16 protein-coding genes are annotated in these 18,523 nt (G+C 71.3%); 5 read left to right on the forward strand and 11 right to left on the reverse strand.

The window, feature by feature from the left end; translation table 11 throughout:
• Nucleotides 1–196: 196 nt before the first annotated feature.
• Nucleotides 197–577, reverse strand: coding sequence for a hypothetical protein (locus V1457_RS30110; RefSeq protein WP_200071935.1), 381 nt, complete (start codon nt 575–577; stop codon nt 197–199).
• A gap of 388 nt (nt 578–965) precedes the next feature.
• Between V1457_RS30110 and V1457_RS30115 the strand changes: the two genes are divergently transcribed.
• A complete protein-coding gene (locus V1457_RS30115) occupies nt 966–1,817 on the forward strand; it encodes a Scr1 family TA system antitoxin-like transcriptional regulator (protein WP_295145687.1) in 852 nt (283 codons plus the stop codon).
• Here the strand turns inward: V1457_RS30115 and V1457_RS30120 are convergent.
• The 4 genes from V1457_RS30120 to V1457_RS30135 all read right to left on the reverse strand — a co-directional run bounded on the left by V1457_RS30120 (nt 1,792) and on the right by V1457_RS30135 (nt 4,492).
• Nucleotides 1,792–2,454 carry a hypothetical protein gene (locus V1457_RS30120; RefSeq protein WP_338598649.1) on the reverse strand — a complete coding sequence of 221 codons (663 nt, stop codon included), beginning with the start codon at nt 2,452–2,454 and terminating at the stop codon, nt 1,792–1,794. The two genes, V1457_RS30115 and V1457_RS30120, sit on opposite strands and share 26 nt — an antisense overlap.
• Nucleotides 2,451–3,134 (reverse strand): DUF1990 domain-containing protein, encoded by a 684-nt coding sequence (locus V1457_RS30125; RefSeq protein ID WP_338598651.1) that lies wholly within the window; start codon nt 3,132–3,134, stop codon nt 2,451–2,453. Before V1457_RS30125 ends, V1457_RS30120 begins: the two co-directional genes overlap by 4 nt.
• A 78-nt stretch (nt 3,135–3,212) precedes the next feature.
• On the reverse strand, nt 3,213–3,866 hold the full coding sequence (locus V1457_RS30130) for a DUF1990 family protein (protein WP_338598653.1): 654 nt from the start codon (nt 3,864–3,866) through the stop codon (nt 3,213–3,215).
• Nucleotides 3,863–4,492 (reverse strand): DUF4383 domain-containing protein, encoded by a 630-nt coding sequence (locus tag V1457_RS30135; RefSeq protein WP_200071930.1) that lies wholly within the window; start codon nt 4,490–4,492, stop codon nt 3,863–3,865. Before V1457_RS30135 ends, V1457_RS30130 begins: the two co-directional genes overlap by 4 nt.
• A gap of 220 nt (nt 4,493–4,712) precedes the next feature.
• On the opposite strand from V1457_RS30135, the gene V1457_RS30140 reads away from it, so the two are divergent.
• The gene (locus V1457_RS30140) at nt 4,713–5,918 is read left to right on the forward strand and encodes a hypothetical protein (RefSeq protein ID WP_200071929.1); all 1,206 of its coding nucleotides are present in this window, start codon (nt 4,713–4,715) and stop codon (nt 5,916–5,918) included.
• Here the strand turns inward: V1457_RS30140 and V1457_RS30145 are convergent.
• Nucleotides 5,894–6,160, reverse strand: a complete 267-nt coding sequence (locus V1457_RS30145) for a UBP-type zinc finger domain-containing protein (protein ID WP_200071928.1) — start codon at nt 6,158–6,160, stop codon at nt 5,894–5,896. The genes V1457_RS30140 and V1457_RS30145 overlap by 25 nt on opposite strands.
• A gap of 134 nt (nt 6,161–6,294) precedes the next feature.
• Here V1457_RS30145 and V1457_RS30150 point away from each other — a divergent pair, with 134 nt between their 5' ends.
• Nucleotides 6,295–7,851 (forward strand): Na+/H+ antiporter, encoded by a 1,557-nt coding sequence (locus tag V1457_RS30150; RefSeq protein WP_338598659.1) that lies wholly within the window; start codon nt 6,295–6,297, stop codon nt 7,849–7,851.
• A gap of 217 nt (nt 7,852–8,068) precedes the next feature.
• On the opposite strand, the gene V1457_RS30155 is transcribed toward V1457_RS30150, so the two are convergent.
• The 5 genes from V1457_RS30155 to V1457_RS30175 all read right to left on the reverse strand — a co-directional run bounded on the left by V1457_RS30155 (nt 8,069) and on the right by V1457_RS30175 (nt 14,241).
• Complete coding sequence (locus V1457_RS30155; protein WP_200072132.1) at nt 8,069–8,815, reverse strand: IclR family transcriptional regulator; 747 nt, start codon at nt 8,813–8,815, stop codon at nt 8,069–8,071.
• 236 nt (nt 8,816–9,051) lie between these two features.
• Complete coding sequence (locus V1457_RS30160) at nt 9,052–9,663, reverse strand: sarcosine oxidase subunit gamma family protein (RefSeq protein WP_338598661.1); 612 nt, start codon at nt 9,661–9,663, stop codon at nt 9,052–9,054.
• A complete protein-coding gene (locus V1457_RS30165) occupies nt 9,641–12,484 on the reverse strand; it encodes a 2Fe-2S iron-sulfur cluster-binding protein (RefSeq protein ID WP_338598663.1) in 2,844 nt (947 codons plus the stop codon). Before V1457_RS30165 ends, V1457_RS30160 begins: the two co-directional genes overlap by 23 nt.
• Nucleotides 12,481–12,723, reverse strand: coding sequence for a sarcosine oxidase subunit delta (locus V1457_RS30170; protein WP_200071924.1), 243 nt, complete (start codon nt 12,721–12,723; stop codon nt 12,481–12,483). The genes V1457_RS30165 and V1457_RS30170 overlap by 4 nt, the downstream gene beginning before the upstream one ends.
• Nucleotides 12,724–13,005: 282 nt before the next feature.
• Nucleotides 13,006–14,241, reverse strand: coding sequence for a sarcosine oxidase subunit beta family protein (locus V1457_RS30175; protein ID WP_200071923.1), 1,236 nt, complete (start codon nt 14,239–14,241; stop codon nt 13,006–13,008).
• 376 nt (nt 14,242–14,617) lie between these two features.
• On the opposite strand from V1457_RS30175, the gene V1457_RS30180 reads away from it, so the two are divergent.
• Nucleotides 14,618–17,107, forward strand: a complete 2,490-nt coding sequence (locus V1457_RS30180) for an FAD-dependent oxidoreductase (RefSeq protein ID WP_338598666.1) — start codon at nt 14,618–14,620, stop codon at nt 17,105–17,107.
• A gap of 213 nt (nt 17,108–17,320) precedes the next feature.
• Nucleotides 17,321–18,520, forward strand: a complete 1,200-nt coding sequence (locus V1457_RS30185; RefSeq protein ID WP_200071921.1) for a glycine cleavage T C-terminal barrel domain-containing protein — start codon at nt 17,321–17,323, stop codon at nt 18,518–18,520.
• The last annotated feature ends 3 nt before the right edge of the window (nt 18,521–18,523 follow it).

An 18,523-nucleotide genomic window follows, 5' to 3' on the forward strand; every position in this document is an offset into this window, starting at 1 on the left:
GGGGGCCGGGGCGATGCGGGAGGCGAATCGGCATCGCCCCGGCCGGGGCCGGCGCCACGCGGGGACGGGGACGCGACGCAGGCCCGTCTTCGGACCGCCCGGCCGGGGAGGTCGGCCGGGTCACATCAGCCGGGCACCTCGGCAGGAGCCCGGTCGGAACCGGGTCGGAACGAGCCACGCGGGCGGCCGGGCCGGTTCATGCCGCCTCGCCGGTATGCCTTCCGGGTTCGGCGGAATTGTCCGGAAGACCGTTCCGGCCCGGCGGATTCCGCGGATCCTCCGGGTCGGCATCCGGCCACTCCGGTTGCCCCGGCCCGGTCGGCAGTTGCCCGGAGAAATACCCGCCACCGGAGTACGGCGCGCGCAATTCCCGGGTGCCGCGGAATGTGGCGAGAACAGCGGCGCACGCCGCGCAGGGAATTCGCCCGTCATCCGGCAGCGGGCCGATGAGCCTGCGGTGCACCGGTCCGCCGATGCGGTGCCCGCAAGCGGCGGCGGGCGCGGTCCCGCGCGCGGACACGGCCACCTTGTGCCAAGTCGCGGCGAACGCGGATGCCATCCAGGCGTGCGCGCTCACCGGACGCCTCCCGACCCCGCCGGCTCCCGGCCCGAGCCGGGTTTTTCCCCGCACGAGGCCGAATCCGCGCCGGACGCCGTGCGTCCGGGGTCCGCCCGGCCGACGGGGTCCTCCGCACCGCGCACCATTCCCCCTTCCAAATCAGAAACCGATTCACTTCATTCGATTCGCAGCATCGCTCCGCCCGGAACACCGGAGCACTTTTCGGTACCCGCACCCGCGGCCGCACCGGACGCCGCGCCGGTTCGCATCGGACCGGCCGTTCACCGCCGAGCGCGCCGCCGTCCGCGCGGAAATACCGGAAACAGGATGTCGGGTTCCGAGACCTATTGACAATAGCTCGTTCGGATGATCGCCGATCTTGTTGCAAATGACTAACATTCCTTCCATGAACGGAACCACTCCCCGGCCCCGCGCCTATGTGCTGGGCGCCGAAATGCGCGACGCACGCCAGAAAAGCGGTCTCGCGCTGCGCAGGCTGGCCGCGATCCTGGACGTCTCGCACTCGGTGCTGGTGCGCTGGGAGCGCGGGGACCGGGTGCCGTCGGCCGAGTCGGTCTCCGCGGTCTGCGCGGTGCTCGGCAGCAGCGCCACCGCGCGCAACCGGATGCTGAAGCTGGCCCGCGAGGCGGCCGCCGAGCCGCCACCGAGCACCCCGATAGGCGTTCCCGGGCAGTCCGACCAGCTCGCAACCCTGCTGGAGTTCGAGCGGACCGCCACCAGGATCACCGACGTGGCGACCAACGTGGTGCCCGGCCTGCTGCAGGCACCGGAGTACGCCCGCGCGATCATCCACGCGGGCGAGACGGAGAACGCGGACAAGCGGGTCGCGCTGCGCCTCGGCCGCCGCGAGATCATCACCCGCCGCAGGTCACCGGTGCACTACCGCGCGCTCATCCTGGAAACGGCGCTGCACCAGCCGATCGGCGACCCGGGCACGCTGCTGGAGCAGCTGCGGCTGCTGCTGGAGCTGGGCGCGCAGGACACCGTCGAGATCCGGGTGATCCCGAACAGCGCGGGGTGGACTCCCGCGCACTCCGGGGATTTCTTCCTGCTGGAGTTCTCCAAGGCGGCGCCGGTGGTGCACCTCGAACACCACCGCGGTTCGGTTTTCCTGCAGTCCGAGTCGGACGTCGCGGCGTTCGTGCGAGCCCGGGACGAGGTCGAACGCGTGGCCATGAGCTGCGCCGACTCGGCCGAGCTGATCACCGGGATCATCGCGCGGGCGCGGGCGGCCTGAGTTCGCAGCCGTGCCATCTTCGGCCGGTACGACGCCGCGCACTTCGGCCACGTGTCGTCGCGAACGTGGCCGTACGGGCGATACCGGGTGATGGGTTGCACGCTTGCACCTTCGCGAGTCCGGCTCCGGGCGTCAGCGTTTTCGCGGCTCGGCGCGGATCACGCAGATTTCCGGACCAGCGCAGGCGACGTGGACCCCGGAGATCGTCCGGGTAGCCACGGGGCATGCACACCGGCGACACCAGCGACACCGTGCGGAGCACGAAGCCTGGCACCGTGCGGAGCACGAACCCTGGCACCGTGCAGACCTTCCCGTTCCGGTTCTGGCGGCGGTACCAGGTGCTGGGCCTGCCGTTCGGCATCGCGCCGCCGACGGCGTGGGTGCGGGTCAGCGCGGCCGAGCTCGTCGTGCGGTTCGGGCCGTGGTGCGTGCGCAGCCCGCGCTCGAACATCGCCTCGACCACCGTCACCGGCCCGTACTGGCTGGTGAAGACGGCCGGTCCTGCGCACCTGTCGCTGGCCGACGGCGGGATCACCTGCGCGACCAACGGCGAGCGAGGGCTGTGCGTGCGGTTCGCCGAGCCGGTGCCGGGCATCGAGCCGCTGGGCGTGCTGCGGCATCCGGCGGTGACCGTCACCGTCGACGACTGCCCTCGGCTGGCGGCTCTGCTCGCCCAGCCCCCGGAGCGAACCGAGCCGGACCGGGACCGCCCGCAGCGGGCTGCCCGCGCGACGGGCCGGGCAGCGGCGGGCCGTTCTTCGCCGGATCGCTCAGCGCGGCCATCCGCAGGCAGGCGCCGCGGATGAAGCGCAGCTGGGTGCTCCGCCCGAACAGCTCGAATCCCAGCCGCACCACCGGGTTCGCGATCGGCGCCGCCCGCGAGTACGCCTGCACGCGGAATTCGACCGCGCCGCTGGTGAGGTCCTTGCGCACCGAGAAGCCCATCTGCCCCTGCTCCAGATGTCCTTGCAAAGTGCGGTAATTCCACCCCCACCGGCGCACCCCGCACGCGGTGTCGTCGACGACCTCGCCCACCCGGCACGGCAACCGGAAGGTGAGGCCGTAGAACCGGGTCACCAGCAGCAGGTCCGATTCCGCGAGGGTGTCCGACGAGCGGTGCACGCGTTGCACCAGCGCGGGGTCGGCGAACTCGTAGTGCCGCACCAGCGAGCAGGCGACTTCCCAGGTGCCGCCGGGCAGCGGCTCGCCCGGCGGTTCGGCGCGCAGCTGCTGGCGGAAGTCGTCGATGTGCCAGTCCGCTGCTGCGGGGGTCCGGGGCACGTCGAAGTTCAACGGCAACTCGGCAAGCCGCTGCACTTGCTCGGCTCCTCGCCGGGGGAACACGCCCACCTCCTCGTCGTCGACGTCGCTCGCAAAGCCTGGGGTGGAGAGCGCTCAGCCTTCCCGTCCGGTGTAGATCTCCACGCCCTGGACCATTCGCCCGCCTGCGGCCGCGCAAACCCGCTCGCAGCAGTGCACCCAGAGGTACGCCTGCATGAACTTGGACAGCTGGAGCCGGTCGTAGAGCAGATCGGCGGCCCAGCTGCCGCTGCGCGCCCAGGATTCGATCTCGAAGACCAGCTCCGTGCCGCGGTCTTCGGCGCGGAACTCGATCTGCCCGGCTTCCAGGTGCCCGCGCCGGGTGGCGAGCCGGAACGAGCGCGGGGTCTGCGCGACCACGCGCACCGGGCCGTTCCACGGGCCCGGCATCCGCACCACCAGGTCGTCGCCGAGCCGCAGGTCGCGGTGATCGCCTTCGGGCTCGAACCGCGCCACCTCGCTCGGGACCATCGAGTCCGGCGCCGCCATGAACGACGCCATCACCGTCTCGGCCTCCCGCAGGTGCACGTGCACGCGCACGCCGTAGCGGCGGTGGAACAGCGGACCGACTCCGTCTTCGATGCGTTGCAGGTCCGCTCCGGTGGCCAGTTCCGGCGAGCGCACCTGTTCGGCCTGTTCCACCTGGTGCACCGGGATGCCGGTGGTGAGGTGCCGCAGCGCGGCGAACGCGAGTCCGGGCGGCCAACGCCACAGCCAGGCGCCGATCACTCCGCGCCGCCCTCCAGCTTGCGGCGGGCCCTGGCGCGTTCGGCGGCTCGGCGGCGGGCTTGATCGCGCATCACCAGCTGCGTCTGCTCCGGAGTGGGGTGGCCCTCGCCCATCGCCATCTCCGCCTCGCGGTACTGCTGTTGCTGCGCATCGGTTTCGCTCGCCTCGAAGTCGAGCTGTTCCTCCGGGTGCGGGCGGTTCTTGCGCATCGGGTGCTCCCGGCGATACGGGTTGTCCGGTGGCAACCCGCCGGACATCCGCCCGTAGAGCCCGGTGAACAGCAGGATCATCCCCACGATCAAGCTGAAGAACACGTTCGGCAGCCGGAACGCCAGGATGTTCAGGGAGGTGTGCAGGATCGCCAGGTGCACCAGCCCGGAAAGCAGGAAAACCCCGCCGAACCCGGTGGTGACGGTGGACGCCTGCCAACCGCCCCAGGCCGCGCAGCCGATCAGGATCACGCCCGCCACCAGGGAGATGATCGAGAGCAGGCCGTTGCTGGACAGTCCGAGGACCGGCTGACCGCTGGTGCTGAAGAACTGCAATCCGCGCGCCAGCCCGAGGATCGCGAAGACCAGCAGGAGCACGCCGAGCAGGACTGCGCCGATGCGGTGAACCGTGTGCACCGGATGAGGAGGAACCGGTTTACCGCGCGTCATCACCGACCTCCGGATCGAGTCGCACGCCTACGCATTCCGAATACCCGTCCGCCGGGCGCACTACACCGCGGACCCGCGCAGGTCGCCCGGTCGCCGGGTACCGGCCGGTGATCACGAGCCCTAAAGTTGGTGCGCACCGCGCCGGGGGACCCGGCGAGCACGTCGCCGTCGATGCGGGGATCTGGTGATGAGCCGCGACAACAAGATCCTGCTGGCCGCGCTGGCCGGCGGTTCCGTGCTGGTTCCTGCCGTGCTCGGCCTGGGCCTGTCCTGGCCGCCTTGGGCGTGGGGCCTGTTCGCCGCGCTGCTGCTGGCCGCGGTCGCCGCGTACGGCAGGCACGTGCTGCAGCGGCAGCGGCAAGATGCGTTGCACGAGGCGTTGCTGGCGCAGCGCCGGGCACCGGCCGCGCCGGAACCCGAGCCGGAGCCGTTCCAGCCGCGCCAGGTCCGGGACGTTCCGCTGCCCAGTTCCGAGGCCGACTACCGCTTCGTGTTCAGCGCGACGGTGTGGTGGCGCCGCCCGGCCGACGCGGTCGGCGTCGGGCACGAGAACCCGGCGGAGTTGGCGGTGGAGACGGTGCTCTCCCGCGCCCGGCTCATCACCGCGGGCGAGCACCCCGCCGGACGCGGCGCGATCGAGCACCGGCTCGCGGCCGCGCTGGGCGCGGTGACCCGCGACGAGCACCGGCACATCGAGGCGTGGGCCGCGGACTTGGCGCTGACCTTGCCGGAGGTCGACGCCGACCGGCTCCGCAGGCTCGCCGAGGTCCGCAAGGACGAGCAGGTCTGGCAGCTGGAACGCGACCACGAGCGCAACAAGCGCGCCTACCTCGCCGACGAGGTGCTGCGCGACACCGGCAGCGCCGTCGTGTGGTGGCTGGCGCGCCACGACGACGAAGTGGAACGCGCCGCCGAACTGATCGGCACGCTCGCGCAGCTGTCCGCGGCCGCGAACGGAACCGAGATCGCCGAGCAGTTCCGGCACCTGGTGCCCGCTTCGCGGCAGGCACCGTTCCAGAACGGGCGGCCGCTGCGCGCGGAGTCGCTGTCGTTCACCGGCTCGCTGGAGGGCGGGAGCTCGTACCTGTCCTACGGGGAACTCTCGGCAGGCGGGGAACTCTCGGCAGGCGCGTTGGCCCCCGGCGAGCCGACCGGCGACGCCGAGCGTGCCGCGATCGAGCAAGTCGACGGCCTGCTCCGCGAGCTCGACCCGGAAACGGCCGAACGGTCGGGGCTCGCGGACCGGCTGGCGGCGCTGTTCGACTCGGCCGGGCAGCACGAGTTCGCCGACTCGATCCGGCAGCGGTACGGCGATCCCGCGAACCCCGGAACCGCGGACGCCGACCAGCCGTGGGCCGACGTGCCCCCTCAGCCCAACCGTTCGTCCACGTAGCACCAGGACCACGACTCGCCCGGCTCGAACGAGCGGATCACCGGATGCCCGGTGTCGCGGTGGTGCCCGGTGGCGTGCCGGTCCGGGCTGGAATCGCAGCAGCCGACGTGCCCGCACTCGGTGCACAGCCGCAGGTGCGCCCACACCTGAAGGCCCTTGGCCAGGCAGTCCTCGCAGCCCCCGGGGGAACTCGGCACCGGCGACAGCGCGGCGGCGACCTCCAGGTGATCACATCCGGGCACGACTGCCCCCTTCCGGAACGCGCTGCTCGGGCGCTGTCCACCCTAGGGCCTCGCGAACGCTGCGCGGCCGGGTCGTTGTTCCCGGACGGCCCCGACCTGCGCGGTACGAGCGCGCAACGGGTACGACAGGGCGCATGCACGAGTTCCCGCAAGTGATGTTGCTGCTGGCAGGCGCGCTGGCGGTCACGGCGCTGGCCCGCCGCTGGGGGTTGTCGGAGCCGCTGGCGCTGGTGCTGGCCGGGCTGGCGGTGTCGTTCGTGCCCGGCGTGCCGGATTACGCGATCAACCCGGAAGTGATCCTGGTGCTGGTGCTGCCGCCGCTGCTGTACTCGGCGGCGCTGACCAGTTCCGCGCTGGGCCTGCGCGCGAACCTGCGGCCGATCGGTTCGCTCGCGGTCGGTGCCGTGCTGGTGACGACGGTCGCGGTGGGTTTCGCGGCGTGGGCGCTGGTGCCCGGGATGCCGCTCGGGCCCGCGCTGGTGCTGGGCGCGGTGGTGGCTCCGCCGGACGCGGTGGCGGCGACCTCGATCGGTCGCCGACTGGGGTTGCCACGCAAGGTGATGACGATCCTGTCCGGGGAGAGCCTGGTCAACGACGCTTCGGCGCTGACGGTCTACCGCGTCGCCGTCGCCGGTGTGGTCGGCGCCGGTTACACGCTGCTGCAGGGCGTCGGCGTGTTCGTGCTCGCGGCCGCGGGCGGGCTGGTCGTCGGCTGCGCGGTGGGCTGGGCGGTGCACCGCCTCCGGCTGGCGCTGGCCGACGGGGTGTTGGAGAGCGCCGTGGGCCTGCTGGTCCCGTTCGCGACCTACCTGCTGGCCGAGGCGATCCACGCCTCCGGAGTGCTCGCCGTGGTCGTGGCGGGGCTGTACCTGGCGCAGCGGGCGCCTTCGGGCACCGCGGCACGGCGGCTGCAGGACCGCGCAGTGTGGCGTTCGGCGGACACGCTGCTGGAAGCGGTGGTGTTCGCGCTGATCGGGTTGCAGCTGCGCAGCGTCACCGAAGGCGTCGCAGGACGGCTTTGGCCGCTCGTGCTGGCCGGGCTCGCGCTGACCGCCGCGGTGGTGCTGGTGCGCGCGGTCTGGGTGTTCGGCACGTTGCTGCTGCCCGATCGGATCGCTCGCGGAGCGGATGCGGCGCCGTGGCAGCACGGCTTGGTGGTGGCCTGGGCGGGAATGCGCGGTGTGGTCTCGCTGGCCGCGGCCGCCGCGATCCCGGTGCTGGCGTTTCCGAACCGCGCGGAAGTCGTGTTCCTGGCGTTCTTCGTCACGCTGGGCACGTTGCTGCTGCACGGCGCGACGCTGCCGTGGGTGATCCGGTGGCTCGGAGTGCGCGGCCGGGAGAGCTACACCGACGCGCTCGCCGAGGCCGAGGCCGCGCACAACGCCGCGCTCGCCGCCCGCGGGCGGCTGGACGCGCTCACCGCCGAGGCGGAACCACCCGCCGAGGTCGCCGAGCAGCTGCGTCGCGCGGCCGAACGCCGCAGCCACCGCGCGTGGGAACGGCTCGGCCGCCCCGATGCCGACTTGGGCGAAAGCCCCACCACCGCCTACCGGCGGCTGCGCATCGAAATGCTGGACGCCGAGCGCGAGGTGTTCGTGCGTTTCCGCGACGAAGGCCGCATCGACGACGAGGTGCTGCGCCGGGTCTTGCACGAACTCGACTTGGAAGACGTCATGCTGCAACGCGACTGATCGGCGTTTCACTACGGTTCTTGATCTTTGTCTTGTCAGCGGCGTAGCCGCTGAGCAGTGGCCATGCAAGCAACCGGCACCGCCGCGGGTTCTCAGCGGCTTCCTCGCGAGGACAGCGATTTCGCCGCGTAGGGGCCTACGTCAGAAATCGATCCCGGAGCGAGGAAGCCGCTGAGGTTCCGCCACCGGCACCGCCACGCAAATCATTCTGAAAAAGTCAGGTTTCCAGGAATCCCAGCTGCGCGGAGAGTTCTTTCGCCGCTACCGTCATCGCACCGATCACTTCGCGCATCCGCTTGCGGGAGAACCGGTACGACGGCCCGGACGCGCTGAGCGCGGCCACCACCTCGCCGTCGTGCCGGTGCACCGCCACCGCCGCGGCGTTGAGCCCGAGCTCGAGCTCCTCGTAGCTGGTGGCGTACCCGTCCCGCACGATCAGGTCGAAGCCGTCGCGCAATTCCCCGGGGTCGATGACGGTCCGCGTGGTGTACTGCGCCAGCTCCCCCGCCAGCAGCGCTTCCTGGTCGTCGTCGGGTGCGTGCGCCAGCAGCACCTTCCCGCTGGAAGTGGCGTGCAGCGGAGTGCGCTGGCCGACCCAGTTGTGCGCGGTCACCGACGCGGTGCCGCGGGCCTGGCTGATGTTGATCGCGACGTCCTCGTCGCGGACCGCGATGTTCACGGTCTCGCCGAGGTCGGCGGCCAGCGACTCGCAGTACGGGCCGCCCAGCCGGGGCAGGTCCAGCCGGTCGGTGGCCGCCCCGGCCAGCCGCACCACACCGAACCCGATCATGTACTTGCCGCGTTCGCCGAGCTGCTCCACCAGCCCGCGCGAGACCAGGACGCTGACCAGCCGGGAAGCGGTGGATTTGTGCACGCCGAGTTCCCCGGCGATTTCGGTGATGCCCGCTTCGCCGTTGCGGGCCAGCAGTTCCAGCACGCTCACCGCCCGGTCCACGGACTGCACGAGTGCGCCGGGCTTTTCGCGTTCGGCCGGTTGAGGAGCGTTGACCACGGTTGGACCCGAATCCCGTCGCTGGTGGTTTTCCTAGCGACCATACCCGGCGTTCCGCATCGCGCAACAGGGTCGAAGGGCGATTCCGCTGCGGACGATACCTCCCCGATGCCCGTGACCGAGCCGGGAACACGCCGCGCAGGCAGCGGCCGTTGCTCGGCGCCGCGATCTTGAACGCAGCGCCCTGATCAGGCAGGCCCGCGCAGCGCGTCCAGCAGGAGATCGGCCAGGTAGCCGGCGAACGAATTCCGCACCAGGATCCGGTAGTCCGGCTCCGGTCCGAGCTGCCAGAGCACGGCCTGGGTGCGGCCGAGCAAGGTCTGCGCGCAGTGCCCCGCGGCGAACGCGCGCGGGTGCAGGTCCAGCGAGCACACCTTCTCCAGCACGTCCCGGGCGGACCCGCCGCCGAGTCGCAGCGTGGTGCGGTTCGCGGACAGGTCGACGACCGACGCGGCACCGGCGGAACCGAGCGCGTCGCGCAGCGATGCGGCCTCCCCGTCCGGCGCCATCAGCAGCCATTCGTCCGGGCCGAGCCACAGCGCCGCCCGCTGGACGTCGCCGCCCACACGGTTCGCCTTGCGCGGCAACGGGATTCCCGCCGCGTTGCCGAGCCGCGCGAGCTGTTCGGGCGCGGCCCGCAGGTTCACCTGGGTCAGGAAGGGTTCCTCGGCGAGCCGGGTGCCGCGCGGCCCCGCGGCCGCGGCCAGTTCGGCGGCGCGGTCGGCGAGCGGGCTGCGGCGCAGCCGTTCGACGCCTGCCGGGCCGGTGGTGCCGGGTTCAACCGGGCTGATGACCGTCACGGCGCGCTCCTTCCGGGTCGTAGAAGACGGGTTCGGTGACCTCGGCGGAAATGGCGGTGCCGCCGAGCGGGGCGTGCAGCACCTCGCCGACCCGGCCGCGTCCGCCGCGGATCAGCGCCAGGGCGAACGTCCGCCCCAGCGCGGCGCTGCGGTAGCTGGAGGTCACGTGCCCCAGCATCGGCACCGGCGGAGTCAGCGGCGTGCCCGGTTCGATGAGCTGGGCGCCTTCCGGCAACAACGCGTCGGAGTCCACCGGCAGCAGCCCGACCAGCTGCTTGCGATCGGAACGCGCGGTGTCCGGCCGGGCGAACGAGCGCTTGCCGATGCAGTCCTTGCGCTTGGAGACGACCCAGTCCATGCCGAGGTCCAGCGGGGTGACCGTGCCGTCGGTGTCCTGGCCGACGATGACGAACCCCTTCTCCGCGCGCAGCACGTGCATCGTCTCGGTGCCGTAGGGCGTGATCCCGAGACCCGCGCCGTCCTCGGTGACCGCGTCCCACGCCGCCTGGCCGTACCAGGACTCGACGTTGATCTCGAAGGCGAGCTCGCCGGAGAACGAGATCCGGCAGATCCGGGCCGGAATCCCGTTGCGCAGCAACGCTTCCCGGACCTCCATGAACCCGAAGCCGGCGGCCGAGACGTCCAGCTCCGGTGCGACGCGCGCCAGCACCGCGCGGGAATCCGGGCCTGCCACGGCGATCGTGGCCCACTGCTCGGTCACCGAGGTGCAGCGCACGTCCAGCTGCGGCCACTCGGTCTGCAGCCACTCCTCCAGCCAGTCCAGCACCGCGGCCGCGTTGCCGGTGGTGGTGCTCATCAGGTAGCGGTCCGCGGCCAGCCGCATCGTGACGCCGTCGTCGAAGACCATGCCGTCGGCGGTGCACATCATGCCGTAGCGGGCCTTGCCCACGGCGAGCTTCGCGAAACCGTTGGTGTAGACGCGGTTGAGGAATTCCGGCGCGTCCGGGCCGACCACTTCGATCTTGCCGAGGGTGCTGGCGTCCATCATCGCCACCCCGGTGCGCGCGGCCGCGCATTCGCGCAGCACCGCGGTTTCCATGTCCTCGCCCGGCTGCGGGTAGTACCAGGGACGCTTCCACTGGCCGACGTTCTCGAACTCCGCGCCCGCGCGGACGTGCCAGGCGTGCATCGGCGTGGTGCGCACCGGATCGTGCAGCTCGCCGCGGTCCCTACCGGCCATCAGCTCGAACCGCACCGGGCGCGTCGGCGGCCGCGCACCGGTCGGTCCCAGCGCCGCTGGCGAGTCCATCCCGAGCAGGGTCGCCAGCACGCCGAGCGCGACGATGCCGGAGGTCGCGCCCTGATCGCTGCCGGTGCCGATCGTGGTGTAGCGCTTCACGTGCTCCGGCGAGCTCAGACCGGCTTCGACCGCGCGGCGGACGTCGGCGACCGTCGCGTCCCGCGCCTGGTCGACGAAGATCTCCCGCTCGTCGCCATCGACCAGCCACAGCGGCCGGGGACGCGCGCACGTCAGGTCACCGCGCACCGCGGGCACCGGCGGCGGCACCACGCGGAACCCGCTCGCGGTCGCGGACGCGGCTCCGGCGGCGAACCCCTGCGCCAAGCAGCCGGCAAGGTCGTACGTGCCGCGCGCGGCACCGACGATCCGCCCGTCCTTGTCCGGATCAGCCTGCTCCGGGTCCGGAACGAATCCGGCCACCACGGGATCCCACCGCAACGCGCCGGAGGAACCGGCCAGTTCGGTCGCCGGGTTCCAGCCGCCGCACACCGCGAGCAGGTCGCAGCCGAACTCCTCCGGTTCCCCGATCGGCCTGCCCCGCTCGTCCAGATCCCGCACGCGAACACCCGAAACCCGTTGTGCGCCAACGGTTTGCACCACGGCAGAGCCGATCCGCACCGGGATGCCCGCTTCGCGCGCCCGCGCGGCGAGCCGAGCGGGCGGGTCGTTCCGGCTGTCCACCAGCACCGGTACCCGAGCCCCGGCCGCGACGAGGTCCAGCGCCGTCGCATAAGCACTGTCCGAAGTGGTGCACACGACCACCTCCCGCCCCGGCAGCACCGCGAACCGGCGCACGTACCGGCGGACCGCGGAAGCGAGCACGACCCCGGGCCGGTCGTTGCCCGCGAACGCGATCGGCCGCTCCCGCGCACCCGCCGCGAGCACCACCTGCTGGGTCCGCAGGTGCCACAGGCGGTGCTGCCCCGGGTGCTTGCCAGGTCCGGGATGTTCGGCCACGAGCAGGTATCCGTGGTCGTAGTGGCCGACCGCGGTAGCGCGGGTCAGCACCCGCGTCTCGGGCAGTTCGACGAGTTCCCGCACCGCCCGCCGCACCCACTCCGGACCGGGCAGGCCGTCGACCACCTCGTCGCCGTCCAGCAGCGCGCCGCCGAGTTCCCGATTGCGCTCCACCAGGATCACCCGCGCGCCGCTGCGACCGGCCGCGAGGGCGGCGGCGATCCCGGCGGGGCCGGCTCCGATCACGACCACGTCGGCGTGCCGGTACTTCTTGTCGCAGCGGGACTCCTCGCCCGCTTCGGCCCAGCCGACGCCGGAGAGCCTCGCCACTTCCAGACCGTCTCGCAGCTCCACTTCGGTCGCGGGCACCATCGGCTCGGGCTCGTCGAGCACCTGGACCATCGCGTTCGGCTCGCTCGCGTCGGCGGTGAGGATTCCGCGCGGGCGGCCGAGATATGGCGACGGCGCGGCCTCGATCTCGCCCGCGGCCAGCAGCGCCGAAGCAAGCGTGTCGCCGGGATGCCCGAGCATCGGCGTGCCGTCCACGGTGAACCGGACCGTGCGGCTGCGGTCGATGCGGCCGCCGCTGCCGAGCCGGGTCATGACGTGATCTCGTTCGTCGCGGTGTCCCGGACCAGGTCGAACCAGCGCCTGCACCCCGCGGTGTGCACCCAGCGCTCGGCGAGGCTGCCGCTCGGATTTCCCCGTACGAACAGGTATTCCGCCCAGGCGGCGTCGTCCAGCCCGGCCGGGTCGGCCGGGTATCGGACGTGCGCCTGACCGCCGTAGCGGAACTCCACCTCGTCCCGCTCACCGCACCAGGGGCAAGGGATGCGCAACATCACGTCCCTCCACTTCGGATCATTTGGGCTCTTGTCTTCGAGCGGCGCGGGGCTGCGCCTTTTGCGTGGCGGCACGTTCTTGTGTTCGGCCTTGGAAGCGGCGCAGCCGCTTGCGGCGGACCACCTGAGCAACCGGCACCGCCGCGGGTTCTCAGGCGTCGTCTCGCGAGGACAGCTCAGACGCCGAGTAGGGCGCGCTACTTCAGGACGAGATCCCGCAGCGAGACGGCGTCTGAGGTTCCGCTAAGCGACCCACTACGCAAACCACCTTTCAAACATTCTTCAGTGCGCCACGGCAGCGGCGCCGTGTTCGTCGATGAGGGCCCCGGTGCGGAACCGCTCCAGCCCGTAGGGCTCGTTGAGCGGATGCGGCGCACCGGTGGCAACGGTGTGCGCGAACACCCGGCCGACGGCCGGAGTCGCCTTGAACCCGCCGGTGCCCCATCCGCAATTGACGAACAGGCCCTCCACCGGCGTGGGCCCGATGATCGGCGAGGCGTCCGGCGTGACGTCCACGACGCCCGCCCAAGTCCGGATCACGTGCGCCCGCGCGAACATCGGGAACAGCTCCACCGCCGCGGCGAGCTGCTGCTCCAGCACGTGCACCGACCCGCGCTGCCCGTAGCCGTTGTAGGTGTCGATCCCCGCGCCGAGGACCAATTCCCCCTTGTGCGCCTGGCTGCAGTAGACGTGCACGTGGTTCGACATCACCACGCACGGGTGCACCTGCTCCAGCAGCTCGGAGACCATGGCTTGCAACGGATGGCTCTGCAGCGGCAACCGCAGCCCGAGGGTCTCGGTGAGCGCGCTGGTCCGCCCGGCGGCGGCGAGCCCGACCCGGCCGGCGGCGATGTCCCCGCGCGAGGTCCGCACTCCCGCGACCCGCGCACCGTCCATGACGAACCCGGTGACTTCGCAGTTCTCGATCAGGTCGACGCCGAGCTGGTCGGCGCGCCGCGCCAGCGCCCACGCGACGTGGTCGTGCTTGGCGATCCCGGCCCGCGGCTGCCAAGTGGCGCCGCGGACCGGATATCGCTTGTGCGGCGAGACATCCAGCACCGGGCACAGTTCGGCGATCTCCTCCGGACCGACGAACTCGGCGTCGATTCCGTTGAGGCCGTTGGCGAACACCCGCCGCCGCGCGTCCCGGATCTCCTGCTCGGTGTGCACCAGGTTGAGCACCCCGCGCTGGCTGAGCAGGAAGTCGTGGTCCAGTTCGGCCGGCCACCGCTCCCACAGGTCCAGGGCGTGCCCGTAGAGCGCGGCGCTCTCGTCGAGCAGGTAGTTGGAGCGGATGATCGTGGTGTTGCGGGCCATGTTCCCGCCCGCGAGCCAGCCGCGTTCCAATACCGCGACGTCCCGGATCCCGTGTTCCTGGGCCAAGTAGTAGGCGGTCGCCAGTCCGTGCCCGCCCGCGCCGACGATCACCACGTCGTAGCCGCGCTTGGGCTCGGCCGGACGCCACAGGCGCGCGGGAGGTTCCGGGAGTTCCGGAGCTTGTGGAGGGCGGGATCGCATCTGATCACCCACTCGGCGAGAACGCCAGATGTCCTTGTGCGGCAGAGGTTAGCCACGCCGGGTCACCGCGACAAGCGGGATCGCCTCAGTGGCCCAGCGATGTCGATCAAGCGCTCCGATCGAGCCGCGGAAAGCCGATCATGCCAACGAAAATTCGCCCCTCCGTGTCCTTGACGCCCGCCCTGATCCAGGCGCACTGTTGCTCATAACGCAGCCAGTTGTGAGGAGCGCAACACCTCCGAAAGTCCCTCCGGAGGTGTTCCGCAGGCACCCGGACCGGTCGCGCGAGAGCGAATCTGCGTCAACCAAGCCGAAATCTTCCCGGAGTCCAGCACCGGTTCTCCGGAAACCAGATTCGTGAGCCAGGGGGCTGCACATGGACACCAGTGCGCGGATCATGATCGTGGGGGCGGGCGTCGTCGGCTGCTCCACGGCGTACCACCTCGCGCGCGCCGGGGTCACCGACGTTCTCGTCGTGGACCAAGGACCCTTGTTCGCCACCGGTGGTTCCTCTTCGCACGCACCGGGATTGGTGTTCCAGACCAACGCTTCGGAGTTGTTGACCAAACTGGCCGCCTACACCGTCGAGCGGTTCAGCGCCGAGGAACTCGACGGGCGCCGGTGCTTCCACCAGGTCGGCGGCATCGAGGTCGCGGCCACCGAAGCCCGCTGGGACGACCTGGAGCGCAAGCGCGGACTCGCCGCCGCGTGGGGCGTGCCCGCGGAACTGATCGGGCCGAACGAGGTGCACGACCGCATCCCGCAGCTCGACCCGTCCCGCATTCACGGTGGGTTGTACGTGCCCACCGACGGCATCGCGAAACCGGTGCGCGCGGCCGAGGCGATGGCCCGCGAGGCCACTCGCCGTGGCGTCCGGTTCCGGGGAAACACCGAGGTGATCGGGTTCGACGTGACCGGCGGCAGGGTCCGCGCGGTGCGCACGACCGACGGCTCGGTGGAGGTGGAGACGGTGCTGTGCTGCGCGGGGATCTGGGGGCCGAAGATCGGCTCGCTGGCCGGGGTGTCCATCCCGGTGCAACCGGTCGCGCACCAGTACGCGGTCACCGGCCCGACCGCCGATCTCGGCGCCAGCAAGGCCGCCGGCGGCGACGAGGTGACCCAGCCGCTGCTGCGCCACCAGGACTGCTCGATGTACTTCCGGCAGATCCACGACCGCTGGGGCATCGGTTCCTACCAGCACCGCGTGCTGCCCGTGCAGGCCGCGGACCTGGCGCCGAGCGCTCCGCGGGGCGGCGGCGCGGAGGCTCCGTCCGACGGCGGCGCGTGGAAGGGCATGTCCTCCGTGCACCCGTTCACGCCGCAGGACTTCAAGCAGCCCTGGGACGACGCCTGCGAGCTGCTGCCCGCGCTCGGCCGCGCGGAGATCGCGGAGGGCATGAACGGGCTGATGCTGTTCACCGCGGACGGGATGCCGGTGCTCGGCCCGTCCCGGGAGATCGACAACTTCTGGGTCGCCGAGGCGGTGTGGATCACCCACTCCGCGGGCGTCGGCCGGGCGATGTCGGAGTGGCTGACCGAGGGCTCGCCGCGGCTGGACCTGCGCGCGGCGGATCTGCGCCGGTTCGAGGAGTTCGCGCACAGCTCGTCCTACGTGGCCGAACGCAGCGCGCAGAGCTTCCGCGAGGTCTACGACGTGATCCACCCGCAGCAGCCGCCCGCGCGCCCCCGGCCGCTGCGCACCACCCCGTTCCACGAGCGGGAGGAACAGCTCGGCGCGGTGTTCCTGGAAGCCAACGGCTGGGAGCGGCCGCACTGGTACGACTGTAACGAACATCTCGTGGCCGGCCGGGAAATCGTCGCCCCGGGCGAGTGGGCGGGCCGCTACTTCTCGCCGATCGTGGCCGCCGAGCACCTGGCCGCGCGGGAGCGGGTCGCGATGTTCGACATGACCTCGCTGGCGCGCGCGGAGGTCAGCGGCCGCGGCGCGCTGGAACTGCTGCAGCGGCTGACCACCAACCAGCTCGACCGCAAACCCGGCTACGTGACCTACACGCTGATGTTGGAGCACACCGGCGGAATCCGCGCCGACATCACCGTCGCGCGGCTGTCCGAGACCGAGTTCCAGGTCGGCTGCAACGGACCCCGCGACATCGCCTGGCTGCGCAGGCACGCCGACGAGACCACGGCGGTCCGCGACATCACCGGCGGCACCTGCTGCATCGGCCTGTGGGGGCCGAAGGCGCGCGACGTGCTCGCACCGCTGGCCGACGAGGACGTCTCGCACGAGGCGTTCCGGTTCTTCCGCGCCAAGCGGCTGCACGTCGGCGAGGTGCCGGTGACCGCGCTTCGACTGTCCTATGTGGGCGAACTGGGCTGGGAGCTGTACACCTCGGCGGAGTTCGGCAGGCGGCTGTGGGACCTGCTGGCCGCCCAGGGCACCGAGCACGGGATCTTCCCCGCCGGGCGCGGCGCGTTCAACGGGATGCGGCTGGAGAAGGGCTACCGCGCCTGGGGCGGCGACATGTCCAGCGAGCACGACCCCGACGAGGCCGGGCTGGCGTTCGCGGTGAAACCGGACAAGGGCGATTTCGTCGGGCGCGACGCGCTGCTGCGGCGCCGGGAGCAACCCGTGCGGCGGCGGCTGTGCTGCCTGCGCATCGACGACGGCACGGTGCTGATGGGCTCCGAGCCGGTGTTCGCCGGCTCCGGGCGCACCACGGCCGGGTTCACCACCAGCGCGGGCTACGGGCATTCCGCGGGCGCGAGCCTGGCCTACGCCTGGATCCCCGCGGAACTCGCCGAACCCGGCACCGAACTGCGGGTGTCCTACTTCGACCGGCGACATCCGGCAACGGTCGTCGCCGACCCGGTGTTCGACCCGGACATGTCCCGGATGCGCTGCTGAACCAGCCCGGCAACGGATCCGCCTGCCGAGAAACGCACAACCACCCGGTGATTCCGCCGAGGTGCGGCTCCCGCATCCCTCGCCGAGGCCGGGAAATCAACCCACTCGCCGCTAAGGAGCATCAGCACACTTCTTTTTGATCTTTGTGAGGTTCCGCTACCGGCACCGCCACGCAAACCCACTCTGAAAGAACTTTCTAAGGAGCATCAGCCCATGGCCGTCAACCCGAATCCGGGCATCCTGCAGTACTCCCGGCTGCGCAAATCGCCGTTCTTCCACGCATCGAGGCAGCACGGCGTGGGCCTCTACAGCGTCTACAACCACACGTACCACCCCCGGCACTACGGTGACCCGGTCGCTGAATACTGGGCGCTGCTGGAGGGGGTGACGCTCTGGGATGTCGGGGTGGAACGGCAGGTCGAGATCACCGGCCCGGACGCCTTCGAGTTCACCAACATGCTGGTGCCGCGCGACCTGAACAAGTGCCGCGTCGGGCAGTGCAAGTACGTGTTCGTCACCGCCGAGGACGGCGGCATCATCAACGACCCGGTGCTGCTGCGGCTGGGCGAGAACCACTTCTGGCTGTCGCTGGCCGACAGCGACGTGCTGCTGTGGGCGAAGGGCCTGGCGCACAACCTCGGCATGGACGTGCAGATCCGCGAGCCCGATGTCGGGCCGGTGCAGGTGCAGGGGCCGAAGTCGCGCGACGTGATGGTCGACCTGTTCGGCGAGTCCATTTTGGATGTTCCGTACTACTACGCGGTGGACCGCGAGCTGAACGGGATGCAGGTCGTGGTCTCCCGCACCGGCTACACCGCGGAACTGGGCTACGAGATCTACCTGCACCACGCCAGCCGCGACGGCGTGAAGCTGTGGGAGACGATCTGGGAGGCCGGCGAGCCGCACGGGATGACCGTGATCGGCCCGTGCCACATCCGCCGCATCGAGGCCGGGATCCTGTCCTGGGGTTGCGACATCACCTATGACACCAACCCGTTCGAGGCGGGCTACGGCTTCGAGAAGACCTGGATGGTCGACCTGAACCAGGAATCCGACTTCATCGGCAAGGAGGCCCTGACCCGGATCAAGTCCGAAGGGGTGGCCCGCAAACTGGTCGGCGTGCGGATCGGCGGGCCCTCGATCGGTTCGTTCAACGACGGCAACATGATCGAGCCGTTCGACGTGCACGACCCGCACGGGCTGCGCATCGGCGAGGTCACCTCGGCCTGCCACTCGCCGCGAGTGGAGGGCAACATCGGCTTCGCCATGGTCCCGGTGGCCTACCAGGAGTTCGGCACCGAGCTCGTGGTGCACACCCAGCACGGCCCGCAGCAGGCCGAGGTGGTCGAAAAGCCGTTCCTGGACCCGCAGAAGGACATCCCGAAGACCGCGCAGCGCGCGGCCACGGCGTAGCGA

The sequence above is a fragment of the Saccharopolyspora sp. SCSIO 74807 genome (genome assembly GCF_037023755.1).
GTDB lineage: Bacteria > Actinomycetota > Actinomycetes > Mycobacteriales > Pseudonocardiaceae > Saccharopolyspora_C > Saccharopolyspora_C galaxeae.